This is a genomic window from Thalassotalea fusca (assembly GCF_053485835.1).
Genome location: NZ_JBQRUN010000010.1, coordinates 36,089 through 60,929, shown reverse-complemented (window position 1 = coordinate 60,929; position 24,841 = coordinate 36,089). Strand labels below are relative to the sequence as shown.

Here is a 24,841-nt window from a genome sequence, read left to right as displayed (position 1 = left end):
AATGCAGGCATTATTATCATTAAGCACATTGTTTTATTTGGCCGCTTTTGTCGCAGTGTATGCCAGCTTACGTGTGGTATTGCTGAATAATACTGTTCATGCGTTGCTTTACCTAGTGGTGTCGCTACTAGCTGTTGCCGTTTGTTTTTATCTACTTGGAGCACCGTTTGCTGCGGGTCTTGAAGTAATAGTTTATGCGGGGGCAATTCTCGTGCTTTTTGTTTTTGCCATCATGATGTTTGGATTAAGAGAGGATGAAACTAGGATCGCGCCTAAGACTGGACAGGCACGATATTGGTTGATGCCATCATTGTTGGTGATGGTGCTATTTGTAGAAATGGTTTACGTTATTACCTTAGAAGCGTCGAGTTTATCTGCTACTGCAACAACTATCGCGTCAAAAGAAGTTGGAGCCATGTTATATGGACCATATTTATTGGCAGTCGAGCTTGCTTCATTCCTGTTGCTTGCAGGTTTAGTGGCTGGATACCATTTCGCTAAGTCATTTGCAGGAGGTGGACGCTAATGGAAATAGTGCCGCTCAGTCATGTGATCATATTTGCTTGTTTACTATTTGTGATTGGTTTCGTAGGTGTTGTTGTACGAAAAAACACACTTTTCATGTTGATGTGCTTGGAAATAATGTTGAATGCAGTTGGTATCGTATTTATCGGTGCGGGCAATGTGTGGCAACAGGCCGACGGTCAAATTATGTTTATTCTCATTCTTACCTTAGCCGCTGCGGAAGTTGCTGTTGGTTTGGCGTTACTCATTCGAATGCAACAGCGCTGGCAAGATCTCAATATTGATAAGCTTTCTGAGTTGAAGGAGTGATGCAATGAATGCCTTATTAGCTGCCTTGCCCTTTATACCTCTGGTGAGTTTTCTGATACTTATCGTTGCCAAAGATAGATTGTCATGGCGGATTGCATCACTGACTAGTGTAGGGGCATTATTTCTTTGTGCCATTGTAAGTTTATTGATAGCACAACAAGCACTATCCGTGAACGGCGAATCGATTCGTGTGACCTTGTGGCAGTGGATGCAACTCGAAAATAGCGAGTCTTGGTTACCCATTACTTTTTCTTTAGTCGTAGATCGACTTGCTGCTGTGATGATTTCTGTTGTCTCAGGTGTCGGCTTTTTGATTCATCTTTATGCGGCATGCTACATGAAAGAAGACGAGAATTTTGTGCGCTTTATGGCGTACCTCAATTTGTTCATTGTTGCCATGTTGCTGCTGGTCTTAGCTGACAATCTCGTCTTGTTGTACTTAGGGTGGGAAGGCGTGGGGCTGTGTAGTTTCTTATTAATTGGCTTTTGGTATCAGGAGAAAAAGAACGCTGACGCGGCAAGAAAAGCATTCATCATTACGCGAATTGGTGATACGTCAATGATGTTAGGCTTGTTGCTGTTGTTTACGTCCATCGGTGAATTACAGTTCGAACGTATTGACAGTGCGGTTATTCAGCAATGGAGCATTGGAAATGACACAGCCTTTTGGGTCGCACTCCTATTGTTAGGTGGTGCGGTAGGTAAGTCTGCACAATTGCCGCTACATACTTGGCTACCCGACGCGATGGCCGGACCAACACCTGTAAGTGCACTCATTCACGCAGCCACAATGGTTACTGCGGGAGTTTACCTTATCGCCCGTACGCAATCGATTTTCATGCTAGCGCCAGAGGTAATGAATTTGGTTGCTTGGTGTGGTGCGATAACATTACTGTTGGCGGGCATTACGGCGTTAGCTCAAACAGATCTTAAAAGAATACTCGCATACTCAACGATGAGTCAGATTGGCTACATGATGCTGGCGTTAGGTGCTGGCGCATGGTCAGCTGGTGTATTTCATTTAATGACCCATGCATTCTTTAAGGCGCTATTATTTCTATGTGCAGGCTCAATTATTTATGCCTTACATCATCAGCAGGATGTTTTTAAGATGGGGGGCCTGCTAAAAAAATTACCACTTGAAAGTGGTTTGTTTACAGTAGGTTTAATATGTTTAATCGCATTGCCAGGCACATCAGGTTTTTTCTCTAAGGAATTTATTCTTGGGCACATATGGCAATCTTCGACAGCAGGCCCTTTATTTTGGTGGTTAGCCATTATAGGGGCGCTGCTCACGTCACTTTATAGTTGTCGGTTATTCATTCTGGTGTTTCTGGGAGAGTGTCGCTTCGAAGGTGAATTACATCGCCTAACGAGTCGAGGTGCGTCACTGGCATTACTAGTGTTAGCAGCATTATCACTGGTAGGGGGAATATGGCATGAGCAATTTAATGTGCCATTGGTGCCAGTACCAGATCAAACGTTATTGACTGTCGACAAAGCGTTTGTAGTACCACATTGGCTTCATACCGTTGCAATTGCAACACCATTTGCAGGTATTGCAATTGCGTGGGTGCTGTTTGCGAAATATCGACGTGATTTTAGGCAACCGTTGTTGTCTGCGACAAACTTATGGGTAAGGTTTGCGCGCGCTGGTTTAGGATTTGACTATCTTTATTTTCACCTTATACAAAAGCCTTTTGTGTTCATAGCGAGAGCGAACAGGCGGGATGTTTTAGATCAGCTGTTGATGTTGTTATCGCATTTTTCACTGTGGACGAAAGACGCTATTTTACCAACACAAAACGGCAGTATTCGTTGGTATGCTGCTGCTTTTGCGCTAGGGCTCAGCGTTTACATATTAGGGTGGTTACTATGACGATCACTTTTTTGATGCTGAGTTTTGTTGCGTTTGGTGCATTAGCATGGATGGCAGAAGTCTACCGACAAAACAGTGCGAAATGGGTTGCTTTAATGAGCACAACGGGGCTTACCTTGGAGTTCCTGCGACTTTGGGTTACATCAAATGCCGACTTATCCAGTCTAGTGATTGTCGCCGAACACTCATGGATTTCCGCTTTTAATATTAATTACTTGCTGGCGGTTGATCAGTTAAGTCTTACCTTACTGTTATTGACATTTTTTCTCGGCGTAATTGCGATACTCATTTCTTGGCGTGAAATAACTGATAACCAAGGTTTCTACTACTTTTGTCTGATGCTAACAATAGCCGGAATTGTAGGGGTTTTCACCGCATTTGATATGTTCCTGTTTTTCTTCTTTTGGGAAGTGATGCTTATTCCGATGACAGCGCTAATCGCAATTTGGGGTCACGAAAATCGATTATTTGCTGCACTGAAGTTCTTTATTTTTACTCAAGCCAGTAGCTTGCTCATGCTCATTGCAATTATCGTATTTGCTTACTGGCATTTTCATAGTAAAGGTGCCATTAGCTTTAGCTATTTTGATTGGTTGGCAGTGGGCGCGCCCAATGGCATTGGTTTCTATTTAATGCTAGGTTTTTTCGCCGCATTTGCGGTCAAACTTCCTTTGGTGCCATTTCATTCATGGCTGCCAGATGCTCATACGCAAGCACCGACGGCCGGTAGTGTGCTTTTAGCGGGGATCTTATTGAAAACTGGTGCCTATGGCATCATTCGGTTTGTGTTATTTCTTTTCCCTGAAGCAAGTCAAGACTTTGCGGGCGTTGCTATGATGCTTGGCACCGTTAGTGTTATTTACGGTGCAGTGATGGCTTTTTCACAATCTGATTTTAAACGACTCGTAGCATATAGCTCGATAAGTCATATGGGCTTTGTTGTTCTCGCTCTCTTTACTTTTAGTAACAATGGCTACAATGGTGCGATTCTGACTATGGTGGCGCATGGCTTAAGTAGCGCTGCACTGTTTAGTTTTGCAGGTATTTTATACGCGCGACTACACTCCAGGCAGTTGCATGATTTTGGTGGTTTATGGCGTTCTGCGCCTATTATGGGAGGCTTTGCACTCGCATTTGTTGCGGCAGGTTTTGGCATGCCAGGGCTCGCGAATTTTGTCGGGGAATTTTATAGCTTAGTAGCGGTGTTTAAATATCAGCCCATGTGGGCAATTCTGGCAGCATTTGGCCTAATTGGTTCCGCCATTTATGGCATGAAGTTATTTCAAACAAGCTTTCATGGTCCAAGCGTTTTACCAATTAAAGATCTAGACAAACGAGAGTTGCTACTCGCCAGTAGTTTATTTGCGCTATTGTTGCTACTTGGACTTTTCCCTACATGGCTCACAGACATTGTGGGTAAAGGAGGAGTTTAAATATGTCACATGCTAATACGGTAGCACTTGCCTGGGAGAATTTAGTCTTTGCATTACCCGTTTTAACAATCGCCATTGGAGTTGTGTTGGTGATGATTCTAGCTGGGTGGCGACGTTCTAATGTTACGCCATATATCGCCTCGCAAATGATATTGTTGATCGCCATATTGTTGGCACTTATATACTTTCCGCCTTCAGCCATACACTTTACGACACTGGTGAAATTAGAAAAAGTATCTGCGACACTGTTTATCATTATATGTTTCACTGCCTTGGCCATTCTTAAAATCGCAAGAGAACAGCTGAATGGACATATCGAAGCACATGAAGAGTATTATATTCTTTTCTTGTTGGTGATACTGGGCGCATCAACTCTGATCATGGCCAATCACTTTGCTACATTATTTCTGGGATTCGAATTAATGAGTATTGCACTCGTGGGGTTAATTGGCTATTTGAAGCAGCAAAATTCAAGTGTTGAAGCGAGTTTTAAGTATTTAATTCTTAGCGCCGCAGCATCGAGTTTTATGTTGCTAGGGATTGCTTTACTTTATGCATATTCTGGCACGCTTTATTTTGATGGCAGCCCCTTGACCATATCAACATCGCTACATGCAAATGCGTCTGAATTACCGCCGCTGGTGTTGAGCTTGGGCTGTTTGCTATTTTTCAGTGGCTTGGCATTTAAAATTTCATTAGTTCCATTTCACTATTGGACGCCTGATGTTTATGCGGGGGCGCCAACTTCTGTGACGTTGCTGCTTGCTACCATTTCCAAGTTAGCCATATTCACAGGGGTACTAAAGTGTAGCTTCTCGCCTTTATTTCACGGCTACTTTTTACAGCCTCAAGTGTATTCCGTATTCGTTGGTTTAGCTATATTGTCGATTATTGTTGGTAATGTGTTGGCGCTGCAACAGCGGCAATTGAAGAGGATTCTTGCTTTCTCTTCCATTGCGCACATGGGATATCTGATGATTTTGGTGTTTGTTGCGTCTAGCAATAGTGTTAGCCTAGCATGGCAGGCGATGATTTTTTATTTTGTTGCATATTTACTGGCAAGTGTCGCTTTGTTTTACTTCATTAATGTTGCGGAGCACAATAATGGGGGAGAACAAGTCGTAATTGACGATTTTAAAGGGCTGTTCTGGCGCTCGCCATATGACGCACTATTAATCATAATATCGTTATTGAGCTTGGCTGGTATCCCATTGACCGCTGGATTTATCGGCAAATTTTATCTGGTTACATTTGCAAGTTTTCATGCTCTTTGGTTATTGCTTGGTGCAATTGTTGTTGGAAGCACTATAAGTCTCGCCTATTACTTACCCGTTATTTTTGCGCTGTTTGGTGCGCGAGAAAACATAGCATCAGTAGGAAGCGTGAAAGTATCATCGCCTGTTTTTGTTATTGTAATGATACTGGCTTCACTTTATTTAGGCGTATTGCCAGGAGAGTTCTCTGAGTTTCTTGCTTGGCTGTAACCTGGCAATAGTTAGTTAAATTCACCAATATATTGTGAAATTGTTTAGTTTCATCTAGAGCCATGTTTTACTGTTTGTCCTAAGTTGCTGAATTATAGCCATTTTAAATGTTGGCGTAATATTTGTTACTATTCAACGCAACAAACGATGAACTAAACGATTAATTTATCGCTGAATTTAATAATGCGCTAAGGATTTTATAGATGAAAAAAACGCTGATTGCTTCGTTATTGGGTGCCTCTGCTGTTCTTGCAGGTTGTGTTGTCATTGCTTCGCCCCAGCATGCCAGTTTCCACCAGCAGGAAACATTAAATCTTGAAGCGAGTACATTGACTGAGTTAGCAATTACAGCAGGAGCAGGCTCTTTAAAGGTTGTCGGTGATAGTAGTGTATCTACCATCACAGTAACGGCAGATATTTATACGGAAAGTAAAGCCTCTAAAGCGTTTGACTTTTCTTTGCAAGCAGATGGTAAGCAGGCAGAATTAATTGCTGAAATGCATAGTACATCTGGTTATTGGCATGGTAGCTCACCTCGAATTGATTTGCTTGTTTCAGTACCTGAAAACATGGCTCTGAATATTGTTGATGGCTCTGGCGGCATTGAGATTCAACAGATGAACGCAGCCATAAAAGTGGTTGATGGTTCAGGGGATATTCATATTGCTCAGGGGCAAGATGACCTTAATATCTCTGATGGTTCAGGTGATATTACGATTGTTCGTTTTGCTGGAAATGTGAATGTTGATGATGGCTCTGGTGGCATTAGTATTGAAAATGTGTCGGGCGACGTAACGTTGGATGATGGCTCTGGTGACATCGACATTAGAAATATCGCAGGCAGTGCGTCAATTAATGATGGCTCTGGCGACCTAAACGTTGATGATGTTACAGGAACCGTAACGATTGATGATGGCTCTGGTAGCATTAGTGTTCACAATGCTGGAGGTTTGAAGATTACTGAAGCTGGTTCTGGAAGTTTAAAATTCAACAATATAAGAGGCGAGGTTGAAGTCGACAGCTAGTCATGATTTTTGTTTGAATTAAGTGAAAATGTGGTGAAATGAGGCTAAATCACCACATTTTTATGTTTAAATCACGATTTTCCTTGTTTGTTATTTAAACATCTGTATAATGCGCGCCTCGATATTGAGTACTACAGATTGGAATTGTAGTTTTGAATGGGGTTATCCCAATAGACTTGCCCAGCTAGCTTCAGCCTAGCAAATCGAATGTGCCTTAAGTCTTCCTGGTGGTTTCCTCGTATATGAATACGCAGGATCACTGGGTTCTTAGTTTCCTGCCTTGAGAAGACAAAATTTTATATGACTGACATTAACAATGCCTCAGTGGGCTTTGACGCCCTTGGTTTACCTGAAACTTTAACATCTGCATTAACTGACATTGGTTTTGCCAATGCCACTCCGATCCAAGCTCAAACTATTCCGCATTTATTAGCGGGTAAAGATGTGCTAGGTGAAGCTCAAACAGGAACGGGTAAAACAGCTGCTTTCGGTTTGCCTGCATTAGCATCTATTGACGTTTCTGTTCGTAAACCACAAATGCTAGTACTTGCGCCGACGCGTGAACTTGCTATTCAGGTAGCAGAAGCAATTGAATCATTTTCAAAGAATATGAAAGGACTACGTGTTGCCACATTATATGGTGGGCAATCTTACGGACCACAATTTCAACAACTAGAGCGTGGAGCACAGGTTGTAGTTGGTACACCAGGTCGATTAATGGATCACTTGCGTCGCAAGAGTTTAAAGGTATCTGAAGTTTCATTCTGTGTGCTTGATGAAGCAGATGAAATGCTTAATATGGGCTTTTTGGAAGATATTGAGTGGATTCTTGAGCACTTACCAAAAACTTGTCAGATGGCATTGTTCTCAGCGACTATGCCATCACAGATTCGAAAAGTTGCAAACCGTTTCTTAAAAGACCCTGCACACGTAAAAATAGCAGCGGTTCAAAAAGAAAAAGCGAATATTAGTCAGTATGCTTGGAAAGTAAGCGGCATTCATAAAATGACCGCGCTTGAACGTATTGCTGAAACTTTCGACTATGACGCGATGATCATTTTCGTACGTACACGTAATGACACCGTTGAAGTTGCAGAAAAACTTGAGCGTGCTGGATATCCTGCGGTCGCTCTAAATGGTGATATGAATCAGGCGCAGCGTGAAAGAACTGTTGAGCAATTAAAGAGTGGTCACTCTTCGATATTGATTGCAACCGACGTAGTCGCGCGTGGTTTAGACATTCCGCGTATTTCACTGGTTGTTAACTATGATTTACCAGGCGACAATGAGTCATACGTTCACCGTATTGGCCGAACTGGTCGTGCAGGACGTACAGGTACAGCAATTTCTTTTGTTAGACCAAGAGAAATGTATCTATTACGTCAATATGAACGTTTAACTTCTGGGCGTATTGACCCGTATGAATTACCAAGTATTCAGGAAATTGGCAAAGCACGTATTGAACGCACTCGTGAACAGTTAATGTCGGTTGTTACAGACAATGATTTATCTGCAATGCGTGAAATCATCGAGCAGATGGCTAATGAATCGGAATGCTCAATGACTGATTTAGCGGCGGCGCTTCTTTATGTGAAGCAGCTTAAGCAGCCTCTACAGCCGAAAGAAGATCCTAAACCTCGTCGTGAAACAAGAGAGCGAAATGATCGTGATGGTCGCGGCAGGAAGGATACACGTGGTCAACGTGGTAATAAAGAAGGCCGTGATAGCCGCGAGCGTCAGCCTAGAAAAGCACGTTCAGAGCGCAATGATGTTGATTGGCAAACTTACCGTTTAGAAGTTGGTAAAGAGCATGGCGCCAAACCTGGTGATATTGTAGGTGCAATTGCAAATGAAATTGCGCTTGATAGCAGCTACATAGGTGCAATAAACCTACAGGAACGCCACTCACTTGTGCAATTACCTAAAGGAATGCCGGACAAAGTATTCAAACAGCTAAAACGTGTGCGTGTACGCCGTCAAGCGCTTGAAATCTCGGTAGCTGATGCGCCTATGGTTAATGAAAGGCCAAAAAAGCGCGTTGAGCGTCCACGTCGTGATAGCTAATTCATGATGATAAATTAATGCGCTAAACCGCATTGCTAAAGCCAGCTATAAAGCCTGTCTCTTATACACAAATCCCTGCTAAGTAATTAGCGGGGATTTTTTTGAACTAAATTAAACCTGCCAGATCAGATCTCCAAACATTAGTTGGAGATAGTAAATGCTTGAGAGTGCAATTGTGTGGGCAGAAAAACAATTTGGAAAAACGAATCTAGGCGACCCACGTAGAACGAATCGTTTGGTAAAGTTAGCAGCTACGATAGCTAACGAGCCAGGTAAACCTTTAGTGAACATCACTCAATCTCCCGCCGATATGGAAGGCGCTTACCGCTTCATTAGAAATGACCATGTTGAACCTAAAGCGATAGCCGATGCTGGCTTTCAAGCTACCGCTGAACAAGCGCAAAAGCATGAATTGCTGCTTGCTTTGGAAGACACCACCAATATTGTCTACAGCCACCGTTCCATTCGAGATGATTTAGGTCATGTAAACCAAGGTAATCGCCACAGAGGAATGTTAGCTCAGTCTCTTGAGTCTGACTTGTGATCAAGAGACAGGTTATAAAGCTGGCTTTTTTATTTTTTAGCCTCTAACGCTTCACTTTTTATTTAGTAATCTCGGCCGTGTTCTCATGTTTAAAATCATAGAACTCACAGCAATAAAATCGGGTGTATCACATTGTTTACAGGGTTGCGGTAGGGCTTATATGGCCTGCGCTGAATAAGATCGAATATTGCGCTTTCACATCGTACAAATTCATTTACGTTAATAGAAAAACTAGATGCTTGTTCGCTCTTTCGCTTAGTTATTTTGCTGGTAATAATTAAGTCATCAAAGTTCGAGAGAGATAATTATGACTGAAGTTGCAAACCCACTTAAATTATGTGGTATTGAATTTACTGAATACGCTACACCTGATTCAGATTTTATGGAGAAGGCGTTTTACGGATTCGGTTTCTCTAAAGTTGGTAAGTTTAAAGGTCGTGACATTGATTATTTTAATCAGAACGATATTCACTTTTTACTTAATAATGAAAAAGCTGGTTTTTCAAGTGAATTTGCGAAAAGCCATGGCCCAGCTATTTGTTCTATGGGCTGGCGCGTTGAAGATGCACAGTTCGCTTATGAGCAAGCTATTGCTCGTGGTGCAAAATCTGCTGAACATGAAGAGAACAAACTGCCTTATCCGGCGATTTACGGTATTGGTGATAGCTTAATCTATTTCATTGATAAGTTTGGTGACAAAGGCAATATCTATCAAGATGATTTTGAAGCGCATCCAGAGCCTGTAGAAGTTGAAGACAAAGGCTTTAGAGCGGTAGACCACCTGACTAACAATGTGTACCAAGGTACAATGGAGCATTGGGCAAACTTTTATAAGAACGTATTTGGTTTCACAGAAGTGCGCTACTTTGATATTAAAGGTGAGAAATCAGCACTAGTGTCTTACGCTTTACAATCTCCGTGTGGAAAATTCTCTATTCCAATCAATGAAGGTAAAGGTACGAATAACAACCAAATCGATGAGTACTTAGAAGAGTATAATGGTCCTGGTGTTCAGCACTTGGCATTTATTACGGATGACTTGGTTTCGTCGTTAGATAAGATTGATAAGTCTATTATCGACACGTTAAACATTGTACCTGAGTATTATGATGACGTATTTGATCGTATCCCTTGGGTAAAAGAAGACAAAGAGCGAATTAAAGAGCATCAAATCTTAGTTGATAGCCAGAAAGAAAACTCTTACTTGCTACAAATTTTCACTAAGAACATTTTTGGTCCTATCTTTATTGAAATGATTCAGCGTGTAGACGATAAAGGTTTTGGTGAAGGTAACTTTACTGCTTTATTCAAGTCAATTGAGCTTAATCAAATCGAGCGTGGCGTATTATAGACGTTCGTAATTTAGCAATATAATAAAAAACCGCTAATTTAGATTAGCGGTTTTTTTATGTCGACTGAAATATCTGTTAGTAACTTGTAACGTGACAAATATTTTAACTACGCTCGGTCATTAACTAAGTTTGTAGATACTTCTAAGTTCTTTAAAATACCATCGCTCAAATTATACACAAACCCATGTACTGTTACGTCTTGGTTATTTGCCCAAGCGTTTTTGAGAATCGTTGTGTTGCAAACATTGGCTACTTGTTCGATGACGTTCAACTCACATAGTTTATTTGCTCTTTCTTTAAAGTCAGAGATGCCATCTAATGTGTCTTTATGAAATCGGTAAACATCTTGGATATGACGAAGCCAGTTATCAATTAATCCATAACTTTTATCATCCATTGACGCTTGAACGCCACCACAACCATAGTGACCGCACACAATAATGTGTTTAACTTTCAAATAATCAACCGCATATTGCATAACAGATAAGCAATTTAAATCGGTATGAATTACCTGATTGGCAATATTACGGTGAACGAAAACTTCGCCAGGTTGCATACCTAGCAACTCATTAGCCGGTACGCGCGAATCTGAACAGCCAATCCATAGATACTCAGGTAATTGTTGCTCTGATAACGTCTTGAAAAATGTTGGATCCTTTTCTTTTACAGACTCTGACCAACGTATGTTGTTTTCAAAAAGGTGCTTAATTGAAGACATAATTCCTCTTTTATTGCTTGTATTACCTTGGTGGTTGATGACATTTTATGTCAATGCGCGGTAATGTCAAAGAGAATCATTAAATACCCTTCATATTCACGCGCTAGTTTTATATTGATACAATAACGCATCAATAAATAATGTCATGGTGGCGTTTATGGCTACAGCGTGTGCTCGTCATATACTGGTAAAAAATGAAAAGTTAGCATTAGAGCTAAAATCAAAGATTGCGAAAGGTGCAGATTTTGGCGTGCTTGCAAAGAAGCACTCTATTTGCCCTTCAAAAAAGAAAGGCGGGGACTTAGGTGAATTTAAGCGTGGGCAAATGGTAAAAGCATTTGACGATGTCGTGTTTAAAAAGTCGTTATTAACTGTGCATGGGCCAATTAAAACTAAGTTTGGTTTCCATTTGATTCAAACTATTTATCGTAGTTGAGCCATAAATATCACTTTTCTTTAGCATCTTCTTTGTCAAGCTGCTCATTGCGCTTTTTAATATCCTCTAATTGTTGAGAAGTTAAATGAAAGCGTTTGCTTGTTTTTAGAACAACCATAATCCCTCCAACAATGATGCCAATGAATAAAATAATCAATAAATATGGATAAATATCTGACATCTTATTTCCTATTTGTTTCGTAATGTTTACATTTTAACAAGTTTTACAATTTTGTGTGAATAGTAAAGAAGTCATTGTATATATAAATAAATCTGATGATTAGTGATTCTTCAGAGATTTAAGGCTAATTTACGTCTTGCGCCAGTTTTTTTATGTTGTTAACATCATGATGCTATCGTAACAATATGTAATGAATGGTTAACAATTTGCCATGTTTTCATTGCCAAGTTAATAAAAAAACATAAATGTTACGTTGAATAATTATTACATAAAAATCAAAACCTAATTATCAGGGAAATTAAACAATGGTCAAAACTAAGCTTAATAAAGCCATTAAACTAGCGTTAGCATTTGGTGTTGCATCAACAACAGCGCTTAATGCTTATGCGTATGAAGAAGCTAACACTGAAGAAGTAGAAGTTGCTGAGCGTATTGAAGTTACAGGTTCTCGTATCAAGCGTATGTCTGAGATTGCACCTACACCTGTTACGGTTATTTCAGGGGTTGAATTAACCAACGCTGGTATCACAAACGTTGCAGATCTGTTACAAAACCTTCCATCAAGCGCTAAAGGTTCTGCGCCAACAACAACGACAAACACTATTTTTGGTGCTGGTATCAACACTACTGACCTTCGTGAACTAGGTCCAGAAAGAACGCTTGTACTAGTAAACGGTCGTCGTTTCGTTTCAGCAAGTCCTACAAACTCTTCTGTAAACCTTAACTCGATTCCTTCTTCTGTAATCGATAGAATTGAAGTAGTACACGGTGGTGCGTCTGCTGTATACGGTTCAGATGCTGTTGCTGGTGTTGTGAACATTATTTTGAAAAAGTCACACGATGGTGTTTCTGTAGATTACTTAACTTCAGAGCCACAGCAAGATGGTGGTGAAGACGATTACTTGAATATTACTTTTGGTAACGAAGGTGAAGACACAAGCTTCATTTTCAATATCAGTTACTCAGAGCAAGGTCAGCTAAAAGAAGCTGATCGGGACTTTATCGTAAACCCTGTAAATTCAATGTTAAACCCTGATAATACAGGTCCTGACGATGGTATTCCTAACCGTGTGATCTTTGGTCAACAACTCACTCTAGGTGCCTATGATAAGGCCGGTGACGTTTGGTTATGGCCAGGTCAATGGCAACAATACGTGTTTGGAGAGAATGGTCAATTAGAACCGTTCAATACTGGTACTGGTACTCGCCCATTACCTAACAGCCAGGCATATTACACAGGTGATGCCAATGGATACAATTTCTTAGAGAATAGCTATATTGCAACTCCGTTGAAGCGTTTCAACGTGTTTTCAACAATCAATCATGAGTTAAATGACAATCACAGAATGTCATTTGAATTCGCATTAGGTAAAGACACAGCTCATGCTGAAGCTTCACCTGTATTCTTAGCAAAACACTTACGAGCTGACAATGCGTTCTGGCACAGCAGTGCAAGAGAAATTCTTGACCAATACTACACGCCAGACGAGCTAATTCGCGTAAACAAGCTAGCGGCAGATTTCGGTAATCGTAAATTCGAAGATGATCGTTTAATGCTTAATGGTACCTTGGCGTTTGAAGGCGTAATCTTCGAAGATTATGATTACACTTTCTATATTCAAGAAGGTATGAACAAAACAGAAACATTATGGCATGGTGAAATCTTAAATGAACAATTAGATAACGCTTTAGATGCTGTAATGATTGATGGTCAAATTCGTTGTGCTGATCGTAACGATGATGGCGAAGTTGTTGGCGCTCTTTTAGATTGTTCACCGCTTAACTTATTTGGTTTAGGCGCTGCCTCTCAAGAAGCGATTGACTACGTTAGTACAACTGCGCAATTGAACATGAAAAAACAACAACGTGTTGTTGGTGCGACTATCTCTGGATACGCATTTGAACTACCTGCTGGTGGTGTTTCATTCGCATTGAGTGGTGAATACCGCGAAGAGAAAGCTGAGTCTAACCCTGGTACAGGTATGTCAAAGGGCTTGATCTTTAACAACTTTGTAAACCCTTGGGAAGCAAAGTTTGATGTTAAAGAAATGGGTCTAGAAGTTTCAGTTCCGGTATTAGCAGACAAATATTTAGCTAAAGAACTTACTTTAGATGTAGCGGCACGTTACATGGACTACTCAACGGTAGGTGATAACGTTGCTTGGAAAGCAGGTTTCTCTTGGTCACCAACGGATGAAATTCGTGTTCGTGGTACGAGATCTAAATCTGTACGTGCACCTAGCTTAGACGATTTATTTAACGCAGGTATTCAGTCATTTGGTGGTTATAGCGATCCATGTGATGCGCCTAACATTGAAGAAGCTGATGCTGATGTTAAACAAAACGTAATCAACAACTGTATCGCAGCAGGTATCCCTGTATCTGATGATTGGAGACCTTCTGAAGATTGGCGTCAAATTACACCGCCAAGCGTAAATGGTGGTAATCCAGCGTTACAAGAAGAAACGTCTGACGATTCTTTGTTAGGTATTATCTATACACCAACAGAAGATCTTACATTTATTGCAGATTACTGGAAGTTTAAGGTTGAAGATGCAATTAACAGCCTTGGTCCAAATACTGTTGTATACCAATGTTATGAAGCAAGCTCGTTAGATAACCCTTCTTGTGCGCTAGTAACTCGTGACCCTGCAACATTAGATATTTCTAACGTAATCAACGCACCATATAACGTTGCATCATATGAGCTGGAAGGTGTTGATATTGAGTCAACTTACAACTTAGAGACTAGCTTCGGTGATTTCAATTTCCGTTTATTAGCTACATATCTTAAGCATCGTGAGTTTATCTCTGATATCAACGAAGAAGGTTATGAGTTTAACCCAACTGTTGGTGAACAACGTTACCCTCGTTGGAAAGCTCGCTTCACAGCTGGCTACTCGTACGAAGATTTATTCGTTCAATTAACTGCTAACTACCGTCACTCTACAGTAGGTAACCGTGAGTGGACTATTGAGCAAAACAACTATAACGAAATTCCTTCATACATTAACTGGGACTTGTTCGCGCGTTACCACTTAACTGACAACGTAGAGTTACGTGGTGGTGTAAACAACCTATTTGATGTTGAACCACCTCGTAACCCGTTCTCTTATGACAACGGTGAATTCTACGATGTGTATGGACGTACATTTACATTTGGTGTAAACGTAAGCTTCTAACCATCAATGAGTTAGAAAAGTTGGGCTGATGCTCACTTTTCTACGGAAATAGTTAAAAACCACATATTTACGTATGTGGTTTTTTTTATGGGAAAATTAGTGAAAATCGTTCGCCAAAGCATGTAATTAAGTGTAAGTTGTTAATTGTCATTAAGTTCCTGACGTAAACTAACAATAATTCTGTACTTAGGATTGCTATGCTAAATCAATTAAATATTAAGTTACTACTGCCTACCGCGGTTGTAGGTATTTTCTTTATCATATTGTTGCTAATCGTTGCTGAAATGGAGCAAGGGACTATTGTCGGCCTTCTTGTTGCCATGGTACTTGTTCAGCTTGGATTGAGTTATTGGCAAATTAACAAGCAGGTTACTCAACGGTTAGATAAGCTTAACCATTTTATACAGCTAGTTGTTGATCCTGACAAAGCGCCAACACAACCATTAAAGGATGATAAGGGCGATGAGTTGGCGAAAGTAACGAATACACTTAGTGACTTTATTGGCGATTTAGGCGACGTGATTTCAGAAATCAGAGAAGAATCAGAGCGACTAAAAGAAGGTGCAGCTTCGCTGTCTTCTCATATGAACCAGTCGGTAGATGCAGTTAATAACTCAACCCATCAAATTGAGCAAATGGCAGGTTCAATTGAACAAATAGCGAATACTTCTACTGTGTTATCTGACAATGCTGACCAAGTGAGTCAAACGACAAGAGAAGTACTTTCTATTTTGCAAAAAGGTACCGATTCATCTAGTACTAGCCAGAAAACAATCGAATCTTTTGCTAATGAAGTATCAGAAATGGCGAGTGATTTATCTTTACTTCAGGAGGAATGTGCACGCATCGGTACAGTACTTGACGTTATTAGAGGTATTGCAGATCAGACCAACTTACTTGCATTAAATGCGGCAATTGAAGCAGCTCGAGCGGGTGAACAAGGCCGGGGTTTTGCTGTTGTTGCAGATGAAGTACGAGCACTTGCACATAGAACGCAAGAGTCAACTGTAGAAATTCAATCTATGGTTGAAGGATTGCAGGAAAAATCTGACAACGCGGTGGCGGCAATTTCACGTGGTCAGGGCTTAACGGAAGATAGTCTTTCTCATTCGGCGGAAGTTGTGGGTGCATTGGCTCAAATTGGCGATGTATTCAATCAGGTTGAAAGTTTAACGACACAAATTGCCAGCGGTACTACTGAACAGCAAAAATCGACCGCTTCAATTCATGACAATATGGATTCGGTTGTCGCCCTAAGCCGCGAAATCAATGAAAACCTAATGCATGTTTCAGAACAAGCTGAAAAACAGCATGCAACGGCTGCTGACGTAGATAGCACGCTTAATCGTATTTGCGTTTAGTTGAACCTCAGCTGTAAATGAACAAAGGGCGATAATGCCCTTTGTTGGTTTTATAGAAATATAGATACATTTGTCAAAATTAAATAACCATTAGTTAATTCTAATTAGTCTTCATTATTAATAGCTTGTGTACGCTGTTGTGCCTTTTCTTGTAGTTGACGAGATTGTTGATGCAAGCTAGCTCTTACAATAATTTCTCGGTCTTCTTCTCGTATATGGGTAAATATGGCACGATATCGATTAGGTGTGTCATCGGCTTCAGGCGCAACTATCTCAATTATTTCACCGTGGCAATAAATGGCGCTATTTTCGAGCGGAAAAAACAGCTTTAGCTCAACATGTTCTCCCAAGGTAAACGAGGGGGCAACTGCTATGTCTTCAAACTCGATGCCACTGCCACCAAACTTAGTACCCAAAAACCTAAAGTCTTGTTCATCTTGTTGGTTAATAATATAGCCAACTAATAAATCTATCTTTTGCGACTGATGATTGAGGTACTCAACAAGTTGCCCTGCGACACTTCCTAATGTTTGCAGAGGTCTTAATGCTGATTGATCCAAAGTGTTTATGTCGGTTGACATCTTGAAAGGCAACGGGATGCGTCTTAGAAATTCCTGGTAGGAAACATGGGCTTGAGCAAGGGGCTTTATGTTGATACTAAACTGGTGCTCAATTGAGAAAAATTCTTGAAATTGTTCAAGTTTGCTTTTATCACTGGTGACTGACATAAATATAACTGGCTAAACGATTGTCTATTGATTATGAATTAATCGTGACTAAATCACAATTTTTCCTTAGACAGTAATAACCTAACTGCACATTCACCCATTTCGGTAATATTACTGGCGTCTGTATATATTCCATCAATAATCAAACGCGCTATACCGTGTAGAGTTCCCCAGATCACCTGCGCTAATCGTAATGATTGTTCATTGTTTGGCAATAATCCTTGTGCTTGCCACTGCTTGGCCATTGTGACTTGGTAATCGAAACACGGGTAGGCGACTGATCTGAGTTCTTCAGTACTATTATTGTCTTTCCAGATAGCGCGACCAAACATCAAATCGTAGGTGTTAGCATTCTCCGTGGCAAACTTCAGGTATTGATGAACGAATGCTCGGTACTTATCTTCAGTTGAAAGGGTCGTATCATGGACTAGCTGATCAGTTTGCTCACGCCATTTGCAAAAGCCTTGTGAAGCGATAGCACACAGTAAATCATTCTTATCTGCAAAATGATGATAGGCCGCTGTTCTAGAGACACCAACGCTTTCAGCAAGTTTACGCAACGAGAGCTGTTCAATACCGTGAATATTGATCATCTCTGTTGCAGCGTCCAATAATGTTTGTTTCAAATCACCGTGATGGTAACTGCTTTTTTCGTTAGTCATCGGCAATACTTATAGCGCTTTTCTTGATGGTAGCGCTACGTTGGCAAAAATTAGCCCTGCTACTAATGACATAAATATTAGAAAGGTTTGTGAACCGATGTTTTCTGCATTCAACATGGCTTGCCCTGATATTGCAGTATTTAATCCTATATATACTTTACTACCGGGAACCAACACCACAAGCCCTAACAGTTTCACTATGCTAGAAGGCAGCTTTGTAATGCGTGAAAACAGGTTACTATAAATACCGAGTGCAAATGCGCCAACAAAAGCGCCTAAAGCAACGTCTAAATGCATTGCGCCCCAAATGCTGGCCCCATATGCCACGTAACCTGAGATTACGCCCCATGGAGCATCTTTAATGCGTGCTCTAAAGAGTATGACGAGGCTAATTGATAATACAGTTACCGCCAACCATGATGTCCAAAGTGGTGTTTCTGGTGGCTGGATAAATGCGACTTCGCCCCATAGCAATTTACCTAATGCCATGCCAAGTACGGCGCCAAAATACAGTTTAAATAACACCATAATGGCGTCCATGATCCTTGCTGTGCCAGACATTAAGTTACGAGCAGCAAGCTCAGACAAGCCGAGCGTTAATGCTAAGCCTGGAATAAAGGCAATGATCGCGGACAAAATGACTAAAGGCATATTAATGCTAGGATCGACGAGTGTGATTGCAGACGCCAACATTGCGGTAGTTAATGCCGAAATAGGTTCTAGCATTTCAGTTACGCGTCGTGAACGTTCAGACCAAAAAACGAATATACATACAACAAAGCCAAGAATCGTTGACCAAAACACATCGTTCCAACTGGTGTGCATAAGCATAGCAAATGCTCCACTTGAGCCACCAAATGCTAAGAATGTGAGAAATCTACCATATGGGTTAGGTTTATTCGCAATTTCGTCAAGGCGTTCTATGGCTTCTTTTAAGGTGCGTTGCCCTGAGCTTAATTCTTCCACTAATTCGTCAGTTCGGGCAAGCGAGCCCAAGTCTAATTCACCGGGTTTAACACGCACAATGTGGTTATAATCTTGATTGTCGTCACCTTGTGCGAGTACAAAAGTCAACGAAGTGGGAGTAATGACAAAGTTGGCATTAAGCTCTAAAAAAGTTGAAACACTTTGTAAATGCGCTTCCAAACGATAGGCGGGGGTACCGAACTTGTGCAGTGCCTTACCTAGTCGAATAATAAAGTTACGTTTGTCGTTAAAGTTGTCTTGCTCTGTCATTAATCATATTCACTATAATGTGGGAAGCGTGATTGCAGTATAACTATTTGATTTGCCTTAGTGATATTTTATGATAACTTGACGTTTTCGCAAAATAAGAATTTCTCATATGACGTTATTAATTATATTGGGGTGTGTTTTCGCTGGCGTGGCACTCATGGTCATATTTGGCGAAAAATTTGGTAGTCCTATGACACAAGAGCAACAGTCAAGCTTTGCTAAAATAACGCGTATTTTAGTCTTTGTATTGATTATTGCCGCCATCATTCGCATGTTGGTCATGGGCTGATTAACGCTAAACAAACCCAAAAAATCACGATAGTTTACCTAATTCTTAAATCAGTAAGTTTTTATATTTAATAGGGATAATGTTTCTTAAATTGCCCATCTATCAACAAAAACGTTTGTTCTGCGCACTGTTCGCCCTTTTCATTAAATAATCGTTCGATGATGCGCGAATTACCATTGTTCTCTCTTAGGAAAATAGTGCTAGAACGGGTGCCATACTGTGGCATTTGCACGAAAATGCTCGACAATTCTGATTCAACTTCAAAATCTACACCAGTACTAGGTAAGCAGCTTTCTGGGGCTTTTTGATCGTCTCTTAGCAATTCAAAGAGCTTAGCTTCAGAGACTTGCTTGTTTAAACGCAGTGTTTGTTCTAATTGCTGATTGCCTTTCGCCATCTTTGGCCACGTGTCATCAATATTACCATTACATACGCTGTGAAAACCTGCTTGAAGTCTGGCAGCGTGTTTACTGACGCTGTTAAAGCAAAATAGAGAATTGTTGCGCTCAAATATCAGGTTAAAAGGGTTGTAATGTTCAGCCTGCAGAGCAAGTTGGCTTATGGTTTGATCCGGTGTTTCATTTAATGTGTGATGCGACAAAGCATCTAGAACTAAGCTCCCTCTACTTTGCAAATTGTCGCGATAGAGCGCAGGCACTCTTAAATTGGTCAGTGCAGATATATTGCCTACATTATTAACGCCGAACCATGTACCGTTAGCTTTTAAGTCTTTACCTGCGAGAATACCGCTGTGTGACCATTCGTGCATGGGTAATGTTGGCCTGTCGTAGAATTCGTCTCGATTGGCACAAACAATCAATGGATACTTTGAATGCTGTTCAATGGCGATAAATAAAATACACATAATTTAGATGATAATAGGCTGAATAGTTACTTTATCTCAAAAAGCGGATTCGTTACACTTTGCTTTATACCCAATTGATTATATTTGGGATAACTTAGCATAGTTCTTTTTTACCAGCGGCATCAATCATCTAGGTGAACACTAATTTACTTAATCAATTCCAATGGCTTTGATAGGTAAAATAGCGATTATACTGAGTTATCGGTAAATGCAACGATATTGTTATCCATCGCAAGTCAAGCAGGCGCTTAAGGGGGTTACGCATGGTAATACACGTGTTACTTCGTTTGCTTTGCCTGCTAAGTAAGGAAATTGTATGTTCGAAATACCTTTGATTAAATTAAAAGGCAAAGTGCCAGATGCTGAGTGGCAAACACGTGTAGACCTTGCAGCCTGTTATCGGTTGGCTGCTATGCATGGCTGGGATGATCTGATTTATACACACATTTCTGCCCGAATTCCTGATACAGAGCATATTCTAATTAACGCATTTGGCTTGGCTTTTGATGAAATTACTGCATCTAATTTGGTGAAGATAGACATAGACGGCAATGTGATTGATCCAGAGTGCCCGTTCGAGATAAATCCCGCCGGTTTCACCATTCATAGTGCAATTCACGAAGCGCGACACGATGCTATGTGTGTCATGCATTTACATACCAATGAAACAATTGCTGTTGCCAGTTTGAAAGACGGATTGCTACCGTTAAGCCAGTATGCCATGTTTGCTTTAGCTTCAATGAGTTATCATGATTATGAAGGCTTAGCAGTCGATCATGATGAGAAAAAACGTTTGCAGGAAGACCTAGGCTCGGCCAATTTCATGTTATTGCGCAATCACGGTGGTCTTACGTTAGGACAAACAGTGGGGGATGCATTCATGCACATGTATGATTTAACCCGTGCATGCGAGGTGCAATTGCAAATTCAATCAACCAATCAAGAAGCAATTCTTGTTGACCAATCAATTGTTGATGGCATCAAAGCGCAGGCTAATATTGTGCATACTGGCACAACAGGCGGACAAAAATCATGGCCTGCGATGTTACGCCGGGTGTATCGTCACGATCCAACTTTCGCCAGTTAATCAACAGTTCACCTGTTAAAAAATAAAGAGAAAAATTTATGAAAATAACGCAAGTGGAAATATTTGATATTCATTGCCCTAAGCGCACACAATGGAATCCTGTCTTTGTGCGCATTACCACAGATCAAGGCATTACAGGAGTTGGTGAAGCAGGATTAGCATACGATTGGGGACATAGTGCCGCTGCTGCAATGATCAAGGAAATTGCCGATGCTATTCTTATTGGATTCAATCCGTTTAGCACTGAACTTTTGTGGACTCGAATGCTTCGTGAGAGCTTTTGGGGTCTTGGCGGTGGACCAGTCATTTATTCGGCAATGAGCGCTATTGATACTGCGTTATGGGACATTAAAGGCAAGGCATTGGGTTTACCGGTATATCAATTATTAGGCGGTAAGGTAAATGATAAATTAAGAACCTATGCCAGCCAGTTACAATTTGATTGGGATACCGAAGTTAACAAGCTTATTGTTCCGGAAGACTATGGTAAGGCAGCTGAAAAGGCCATTGCTCAAGGCTACGATGCAGTAAAGGTTGACCCAATTGTTTATGACAAAGACGGCAACTCTTATTTTGATCGCACGAAATTATTTACAAAGCCTGAAATGCGTTTGTTCAGAGACCGTTTACAGGCCATTCGTGACGCGGTTGGTGAAGACGTGGATATTATTTTTGAGTCGCACTCTCTCATGGGAACTGCAACGGCGATTCAGATGGGCGAGATAGTTGAAGATATCGGGTGTTTGTATTATGAAGAGCCGGTAAATTACCTCAATTCAGCTGTGCATAAAAAGGTGTCTGACAGAGTAAATGTACCAATCGCTGGTGGCGAGCGTCTGTATCATCGCTGGGATGTACGGCCTTACTTAGAAGATCAAAGTATCGATGTTTTGCAGCCTGATGTTGGCTTGTGCGGTGGCTTCACCGAAACCAAGAAGGTGTGCGATTACGCTGATGTGTACGATGTACGTATTCAGGCACATGTGTGTGGTGGCCCTGTGGCAACGGCTGCATCACTGCATTTAGAAACCGCCATTCCAAACTTCTTAATTCATGAACACCATACTTATGCCATTAAGGATTGGAACAGAGAGTTGTGTCTGCAAGACCCACAACCTGTAGATGGCTTTATGCAGGCGCCTGATACTCCTGGAATTGGCATTGAACTAAACGATGCAGTGGTGAAGCGTTCTCCACATGTCACTGTTAAGTAGTAAGTAGTAAGTAGTAAGTAATATTATTAGCCTCAAGTTGCTCTAGTGACTTGAGGCTAACTACTATTTGTTTGGATTAACCGTAGTCTACTGGTAAGGCAGTAGTATATTTAATCTCTTCCATGGCGAAACTAGAACTAATATCGGCAAAGCTTGCCTTCGTAATGAGTTTCTTATAAAAGTGATCGTATGCTTTCATATCTGAAACAACCACTTTCAATAGGTAGTCAACATCACCGCTCATACGATAGAACTCTATAACTTCTGGAAATTCATTGGCGACTGCAGCAAAAGAAGCTAGCCATTCTGGGTTGTGCTGATTGGTTCTAATAGTCACAAAAACGGTTAAACTCACATTCAGTTTTTCGTTATCAGCAAGTGCAACTCTGCCTCGAATGATGCCAGACTTCTCCATTGCCTGAATTCGTCGCCAGCAGGGCGTAGAAGATAAACCTACTTTCTCGGCAATTTCTGTCATTGACAGGGTACAATCTTGTTGTAGTAACGATAATATCTGTTTATCAAATTTATCCATAGGAGGGTACTGTCCTAACAAAACGCTAGTTTAAGCAAAACCATAACATGATTGGGCGTTACTGTAACACAGTTTTGTTTGGAGGTGTTCTGGTAGCAAACTTAGGGTTTGTTGCCAATATAAATTGTATTCACGAGAAAATAGCGTGAGCGGAAAGTTGCTGGCCATCATGATTTTGTCATGACTAAACTGCGAAATGACAGCGGAAATGACTTGTTTCTGCCACGTTGCTTGATACTGCCGATCAGCCATTTCCCATCCTGAACATTTTATCCAGACATTATCAATCGTTGCGAGCTGCTTTATGTTTTCCTGCCAGTATTGCCATTGGAGCTTACGTTCACCGTCTATACCGGTTATCGGTAAATAAGGTGGAAAGCCAGCATGATTAAGGACAAAGCGAATGTTTGGATGTGAGGTTATTACCGATGCTAATGTGGACACTATGGCATTGTCACTCAAGCATACTTGAAGTTCGAAAATAGCCGACGTGTTATTTAATAGTTGAAAGTTTTTCAAGGCAATAGGGTTCATTAAAATTGCTTTGGCGTCGTCGTCTAAAATGTGTCTGACCCCCACGTAAGAGTGAAACTGGGCAAGTTTTGCAAGTAATTCCTGGTTTGATTTTGGCTGTGCAAGTAGATTAAAAGTTGCGATAGATTTAAAAGGCTTATTTACGGTTTGTTCAAGCCACGCTAGTTCTTCTGTCGGTTGTTGATTATTAAATCCTGCTTCAATGTGAACAAAACCGCCCAATTCGAAGTTCGTCAACGATAGTGAATGCTGGCTAAAGTTTTTAGCGATTACATTCTTGTCTTTCCAAAACGGCGGATTGGTTGCCTTTAACCAATGATATTGCCCTTTGGTTAGGTCGAATAAGTGAACGTGTGGGTCAATAATTTTCATTGCGTGTTGTTTATCCGTTACTGCATTTCCATTGATTCATCTAATTATTGTGCGGTGTAGCCGCCGTCAATAACTTGTAAGCTGCCTGTAATGAATGAGGCTTGATCTGATGCTAAAAAGAGTGCGAGCGCGGCAACTTCTTCAGCTTGACCTAAACGACCAAGTGGCTGTAATGCTTGTTCTTCTAGATGCACCTTAGATTTATCCGCGCCGGATTTTGCACAATAATTGTCAATGGCGGTGTGATACAGAGGGGTTTCAATCGTTCCCGGACATATTGCGTTGGCACGAATATTATAGCGTGCATAATCGATTGCTGTGGTTTTCGCTATTGAAGCAAGCGCCGTCTTACTCAGGTTGTAGGCAAAAGAGTTGGGCTTGGCGATAAGTGCCTGATCAGAAGATATTAACAGTATTACTCCGTTGTTTTTCGCCTTCATTGGCGGCAAGCTCGCTTGTATTGCGGCATAGGCTCCTTTAACGTTTAAGTTAATAACGCGATCAAAATCTTCAGGCGTCGTTGCTTCTATGTTCGCAGAAAAGTGCATTCCCGCATTGGAGATCAGCACATCAATTGCACCTGTTTGTTTGACTATTGCGGCTATTGAATGCTGAACCTCTTCAAAATTAGTGACATCACAATGATGAAACGTGCCTATGGCACTAGGAGCAATATCCAAATTATGTACTTGATAACCGTTCTCGTTAAAAAGTGTAGCAATGGCCAAACCAATGCCTGAGCTGCCGCCGGTGATTACGCATGTTTTTTTCATAATAAATAGTGATTTTACAGATATTAACTGGCAAGCATATTAACGCCTTTAAA

At 40.9% G+C, this 24,841-nt stretch carries 23 protein-coding genes and 1 pseudogene; 15 read left to right on the top strand and 9 right to left on the bottom strand.

Annotated features, from left to right (window positions below; translation table 11 throughout):
- Position 1: 1 nt before the first annotated feature.
- The 9 genes and pseudogenes from nuoJ (at position 2) to hppD (ending at position 10,614) form a co-directional block, all read left to right on the top strand.
- Positions 2–526, top strand: coding sequence for an NADH-quinone oxidoreductase subunit J (gene nuoJ / locus ACSLUK_RS13275; RefSeq protein ID WP_448549150.1), 525 nt, complete (start codon positions 2–4; stop codon positions 524–526).
- Positions 526–834, top strand: a complete 309-nt coding sequence (gene nuoK / locus ACSLUK_RS13270; protein WP_448549149.1) for an NADH-quinone oxidoreductase subunit NuoK — start codon at positions 526–528, stop codon at positions 832–834. The genes nuoJ and nuoK overlap by 1 nt, the downstream gene beginning before the upstream one ends.
- A gap of 4 nt (positions 835–838) precedes the next feature.
- The gene (gene nuoL / locus ACSLUK_RS13265; RefSeq protein ID WP_448549148.1) at positions 839–2,713 is read left to right on the top strand and encodes an NADH-quinone oxidoreductase subunit L; all 1,875 of its coding nucleotides are present in this window, start codon (positions 839–841) and stop codon (positions 2,711–2,713) included.
- The gene (locus ACSLUK_RS13260) at positions 2,710–4,146 is read left to right on the top strand and encodes a complex I subunit 4 family protein (protein ID WP_448549147.1); all 1,437 of its coding nucleotides are present in this window, start codon (positions 2,710–2,712) and stop codon (positions 4,144–4,146) included. Before nuoL ends, ACSLUK_RS13260 begins: the two co-directional genes overlap by 4 nt.
- A 2-nt stretch (positions 4,147–4,148) precedes the next feature.
- On the top strand, positions 4,149–5,630 hold the full coding sequence (locus tag ACSLUK_RS13255; protein WP_448549146.1) for an NADH-quinone oxidoreductase subunit N: 1,482 nt from the start codon (positions 4,149–4,151) through the stop codon (positions 5,628–5,630).
- Positions 5,631–5,833: 203 nt separating this feature from the next.
- The gene (locus ACSLUK_RS13250) at positions 5,834–6,655 is read left to right on the top strand and encodes a DUF4097 family beta strand repeat-containing protein (protein ID WP_448549145.1); all 822 of its coding nucleotides are present in this window, start codon (positions 5,834–5,836) and stop codon (positions 6,653–6,655) included.
- Between the two features lie 300 nt (positions 6,656–6,955).
- Entirely contained in the window at positions 6,956–8,719 is a 1,764-nt protein-coding gene (locus ACSLUK_RS13245; RefSeq protein WP_448549144.1) for a DEAD/DEAH box helicase, read from the top strand.
- A 157-nt stretch (positions 8,720–8,876) separates the two neighbouring features.
- Positions 8,877–9,248, top strand: a pseudogene (locus tag ACSLUK_RS13240) (IS4/Tn5 family transposase DNA-binding protein); the annotation flags it as partial.
- 322 nt (positions 9,249–9,570) lie between these two features.
- A complete protein-coding gene (gene hppD / locus ACSLUK_RS13235; RefSeq protein WP_448549143.1) occupies positions 9,571–10,614 on the top strand; it encodes a 4-hydroxyphenylpyruvate dioxygenase in 1,044 nt (347 codons plus the stop codon).
- A 107-nt stretch (positions 10,615–10,721) separates the two neighbouring features.
- On the opposite strand, the gene can is transcribed toward hppD, so the two are convergent.
- Positions 10,722–11,333 carry a carbonate dehydratase gene (gene can / locus ACSLUK_RS13230; protein ID WP_448549142.1) on the bottom strand — a complete coding sequence of 204 codons (612 nt, stop codon included), beginning with the start codon at positions 11,331–11,333 and terminating at the stop codon, positions 10,722–10,724.
- Positions 11,334–11,478: 145 nt separating this feature from the next.
- Between can and ppiC the strand changes: the two genes are divergently transcribed.
- A complete protein-coding gene (ppiC, locus tag ACSLUK_RS13225; RefSeq protein WP_527252148.1) occupies positions 11,479–11,769 on the top strand; it encodes a peptidylprolyl isomerase PpiC in 291 nt (96 codons plus the stop codon).
- 10 nt (positions 11,770–11,779) lie between these two features.
- On the opposite strand, the gene ACSLUK_RS13220 is transcribed toward ppiC, so the two are convergent.
- On the bottom strand, positions 11,780–11,950 hold the full coding sequence (locus tag ACSLUK_RS13220) for a DUF2897 family protein (RefSeq protein WP_448549140.1): 171 nt from the start codon (positions 11,948–11,950) through the stop codon (positions 11,780–11,782).
- Positions 11,951–12,255: 305 nt separating this feature from the next.
- Here ACSLUK_RS13220 and ACSLUK_RS13215 point away from each other — a divergent pair, with 305 nt between their 5' ends.
- On the top strand, positions 12,256–15,132 hold the full coding sequence (locus ACSLUK_RS13215) for a TonB-dependent receptor domain-containing protein (RefSeq protein WP_448549139.1): 2,877 nt from the start codon (positions 12,256–12,258) through the stop codon (positions 15,130–15,132).
- A 197-nt stretch (positions 15,133–15,329) separates the two neighbouring features.
- The gene (locus ACSLUK_RS13210) at positions 15,330–16,493 is read left to right on the top strand and encodes a methyl-accepting chemotaxis protein (protein ID WP_448549138.1); all 1,164 of its coding nucleotides are present in this window, start codon (positions 15,330–15,332) and stop codon (positions 16,491–16,493) included.
- A 104-nt stretch (positions 16,494–16,597) separates the two neighbouring features.
- Here the strand turns inward: ACSLUK_RS13210 and ACSLUK_RS13205 are convergent, their stop codons facing one another.
- From ACSLUK_RS13205 to ACSLUK_RS13195, 3 genes are read right to left on the bottom strand one after another with little or no spacing between them, the layout of a single operon-like run.
- Positions 16,598–17,221 (bottom strand): PilZ domain-containing protein, encoded by a 624-nt coding sequence (locus tag ACSLUK_RS13205; protein ID WP_448549137.1) that lies wholly within the window; start codon positions 17,219–17,221, stop codon positions 16,598–16,600.
- Positions 17,222–17,274: 53 nt separating this feature from the next.
- A complete protein-coding gene (locus ACSLUK_RS13200) occupies positions 17,275–17,883 on the bottom strand; it encodes a TetR/AcrR family transcriptional regulator (RefSeq protein ID WP_448549136.1) in 609 nt (202 codons plus the stop codon).
- Positions 17,884–17,892: 9 nt separating this feature from the next.
- On the bottom strand, positions 17,893–19,119 hold the full coding sequence (locus ACSLUK_RS13195; protein WP_448549135.1) for a threonine/serine exporter family protein: 1,227 nt from the start codon (positions 19,117–19,119) through the stop codon (positions 17,893–17,895).
- Positions 19,120–19,228: 109 nt separating this feature from the next.
- Here ACSLUK_RS13195 and ACSLUK_RS13190 point away from each other — a divergent pair, with 109 nt between their 5' ends.
- The gene (locus ACSLUK_RS13190; protein ID WP_448549134.1) at positions 19,229–19,408 is read left to right on the top strand and encodes a hypothetical protein; all 180 of its coding nucleotides are present in this window, start codon (positions 19,229–19,231) and stop codon (positions 19,406–19,408) included.
- 67 nt (positions 19,409–19,475) lie between these two features.
- On the opposite strand, the gene ACSLUK_RS13185 is transcribed toward ACSLUK_RS13190, so the two are convergent.
- The gene (locus ACSLUK_RS13185; protein ID WP_448549133.1) at positions 19,476–20,273 is read right to left on the bottom strand and encodes an NRDE family protein; all 798 of its coding nucleotides are present in this window, start codon (positions 20,271–20,273) and stop codon (positions 19,476–19,478) included.
- A gap of 316 nt (positions 20,274–20,589) precedes the next feature.
- Between ACSLUK_RS13185 and ACSLUK_RS13180 the strand changes: the two genes are divergently transcribed.
- On the top strand, positions 20,590–21,360 hold the full coding sequence (locus tag ACSLUK_RS13180; RefSeq protein ID WP_448549132.1) for a class II aldolase/adducin family protein: 771 nt from the start codon (positions 20,590–20,592) through the stop codon (positions 21,358–21,360).
- Between the two features lie 38 nt (positions 21,361–21,398).
- Positions 21,399–22,574 (top strand): mandelate racemase/muconate lactonizing enzyme family protein, encoded by a 1,176-nt coding sequence (locus ACSLUK_RS13175; protein ID WP_448549131.1) that lies wholly within the window; start codon positions 21,399–21,401, stop codon positions 22,572–22,574.
- Positions 22,575–22,650: 76 nt separating this feature from the next.
- Here ACSLUK_RS13175 and ACSLUK_RS13170 read toward each other — a convergent pair whose 3' ends face one another.
- Genes ACSLUK_RS13170 through ACSLUK_RS13160 form a run of 3 tightly spaced genes read right to left on the bottom strand, consistent with a single transcriptional unit; the run spans position 22,651 to position 24,788 of the window.
- Entirely contained in the window at positions 22,651–23,109 is a 459-nt protein-coding gene (locus ACSLUK_RS13170; RefSeq protein WP_448549130.1) for an Lrp/AsnC family transcriptional regulator, read from the bottom strand.
- Between the two features lie 30 nt (positions 23,110–23,139).
- Positions 23,140–24,015 (bottom strand): amidohydrolase family protein, encoded by an 876-nt coding sequence (locus ACSLUK_RS13165; protein WP_448549129.1) that lies wholly within the window; start codon positions 24,013–24,015, stop codon positions 23,140–23,142.
- A gap of 44 nt (positions 24,016–24,059) precedes the next feature.
- Positions 24,060–24,788, bottom strand: a complete 729-nt coding sequence (locus tag ACSLUK_RS13160) for an SDR family NAD(P)-dependent oxidoreductase (protein WP_448549128.1) — start codon at positions 24,786–24,788, stop codon at positions 24,060–24,062.
- Positions 24,789–24,841: the final 53 nt, after the last annotated feature.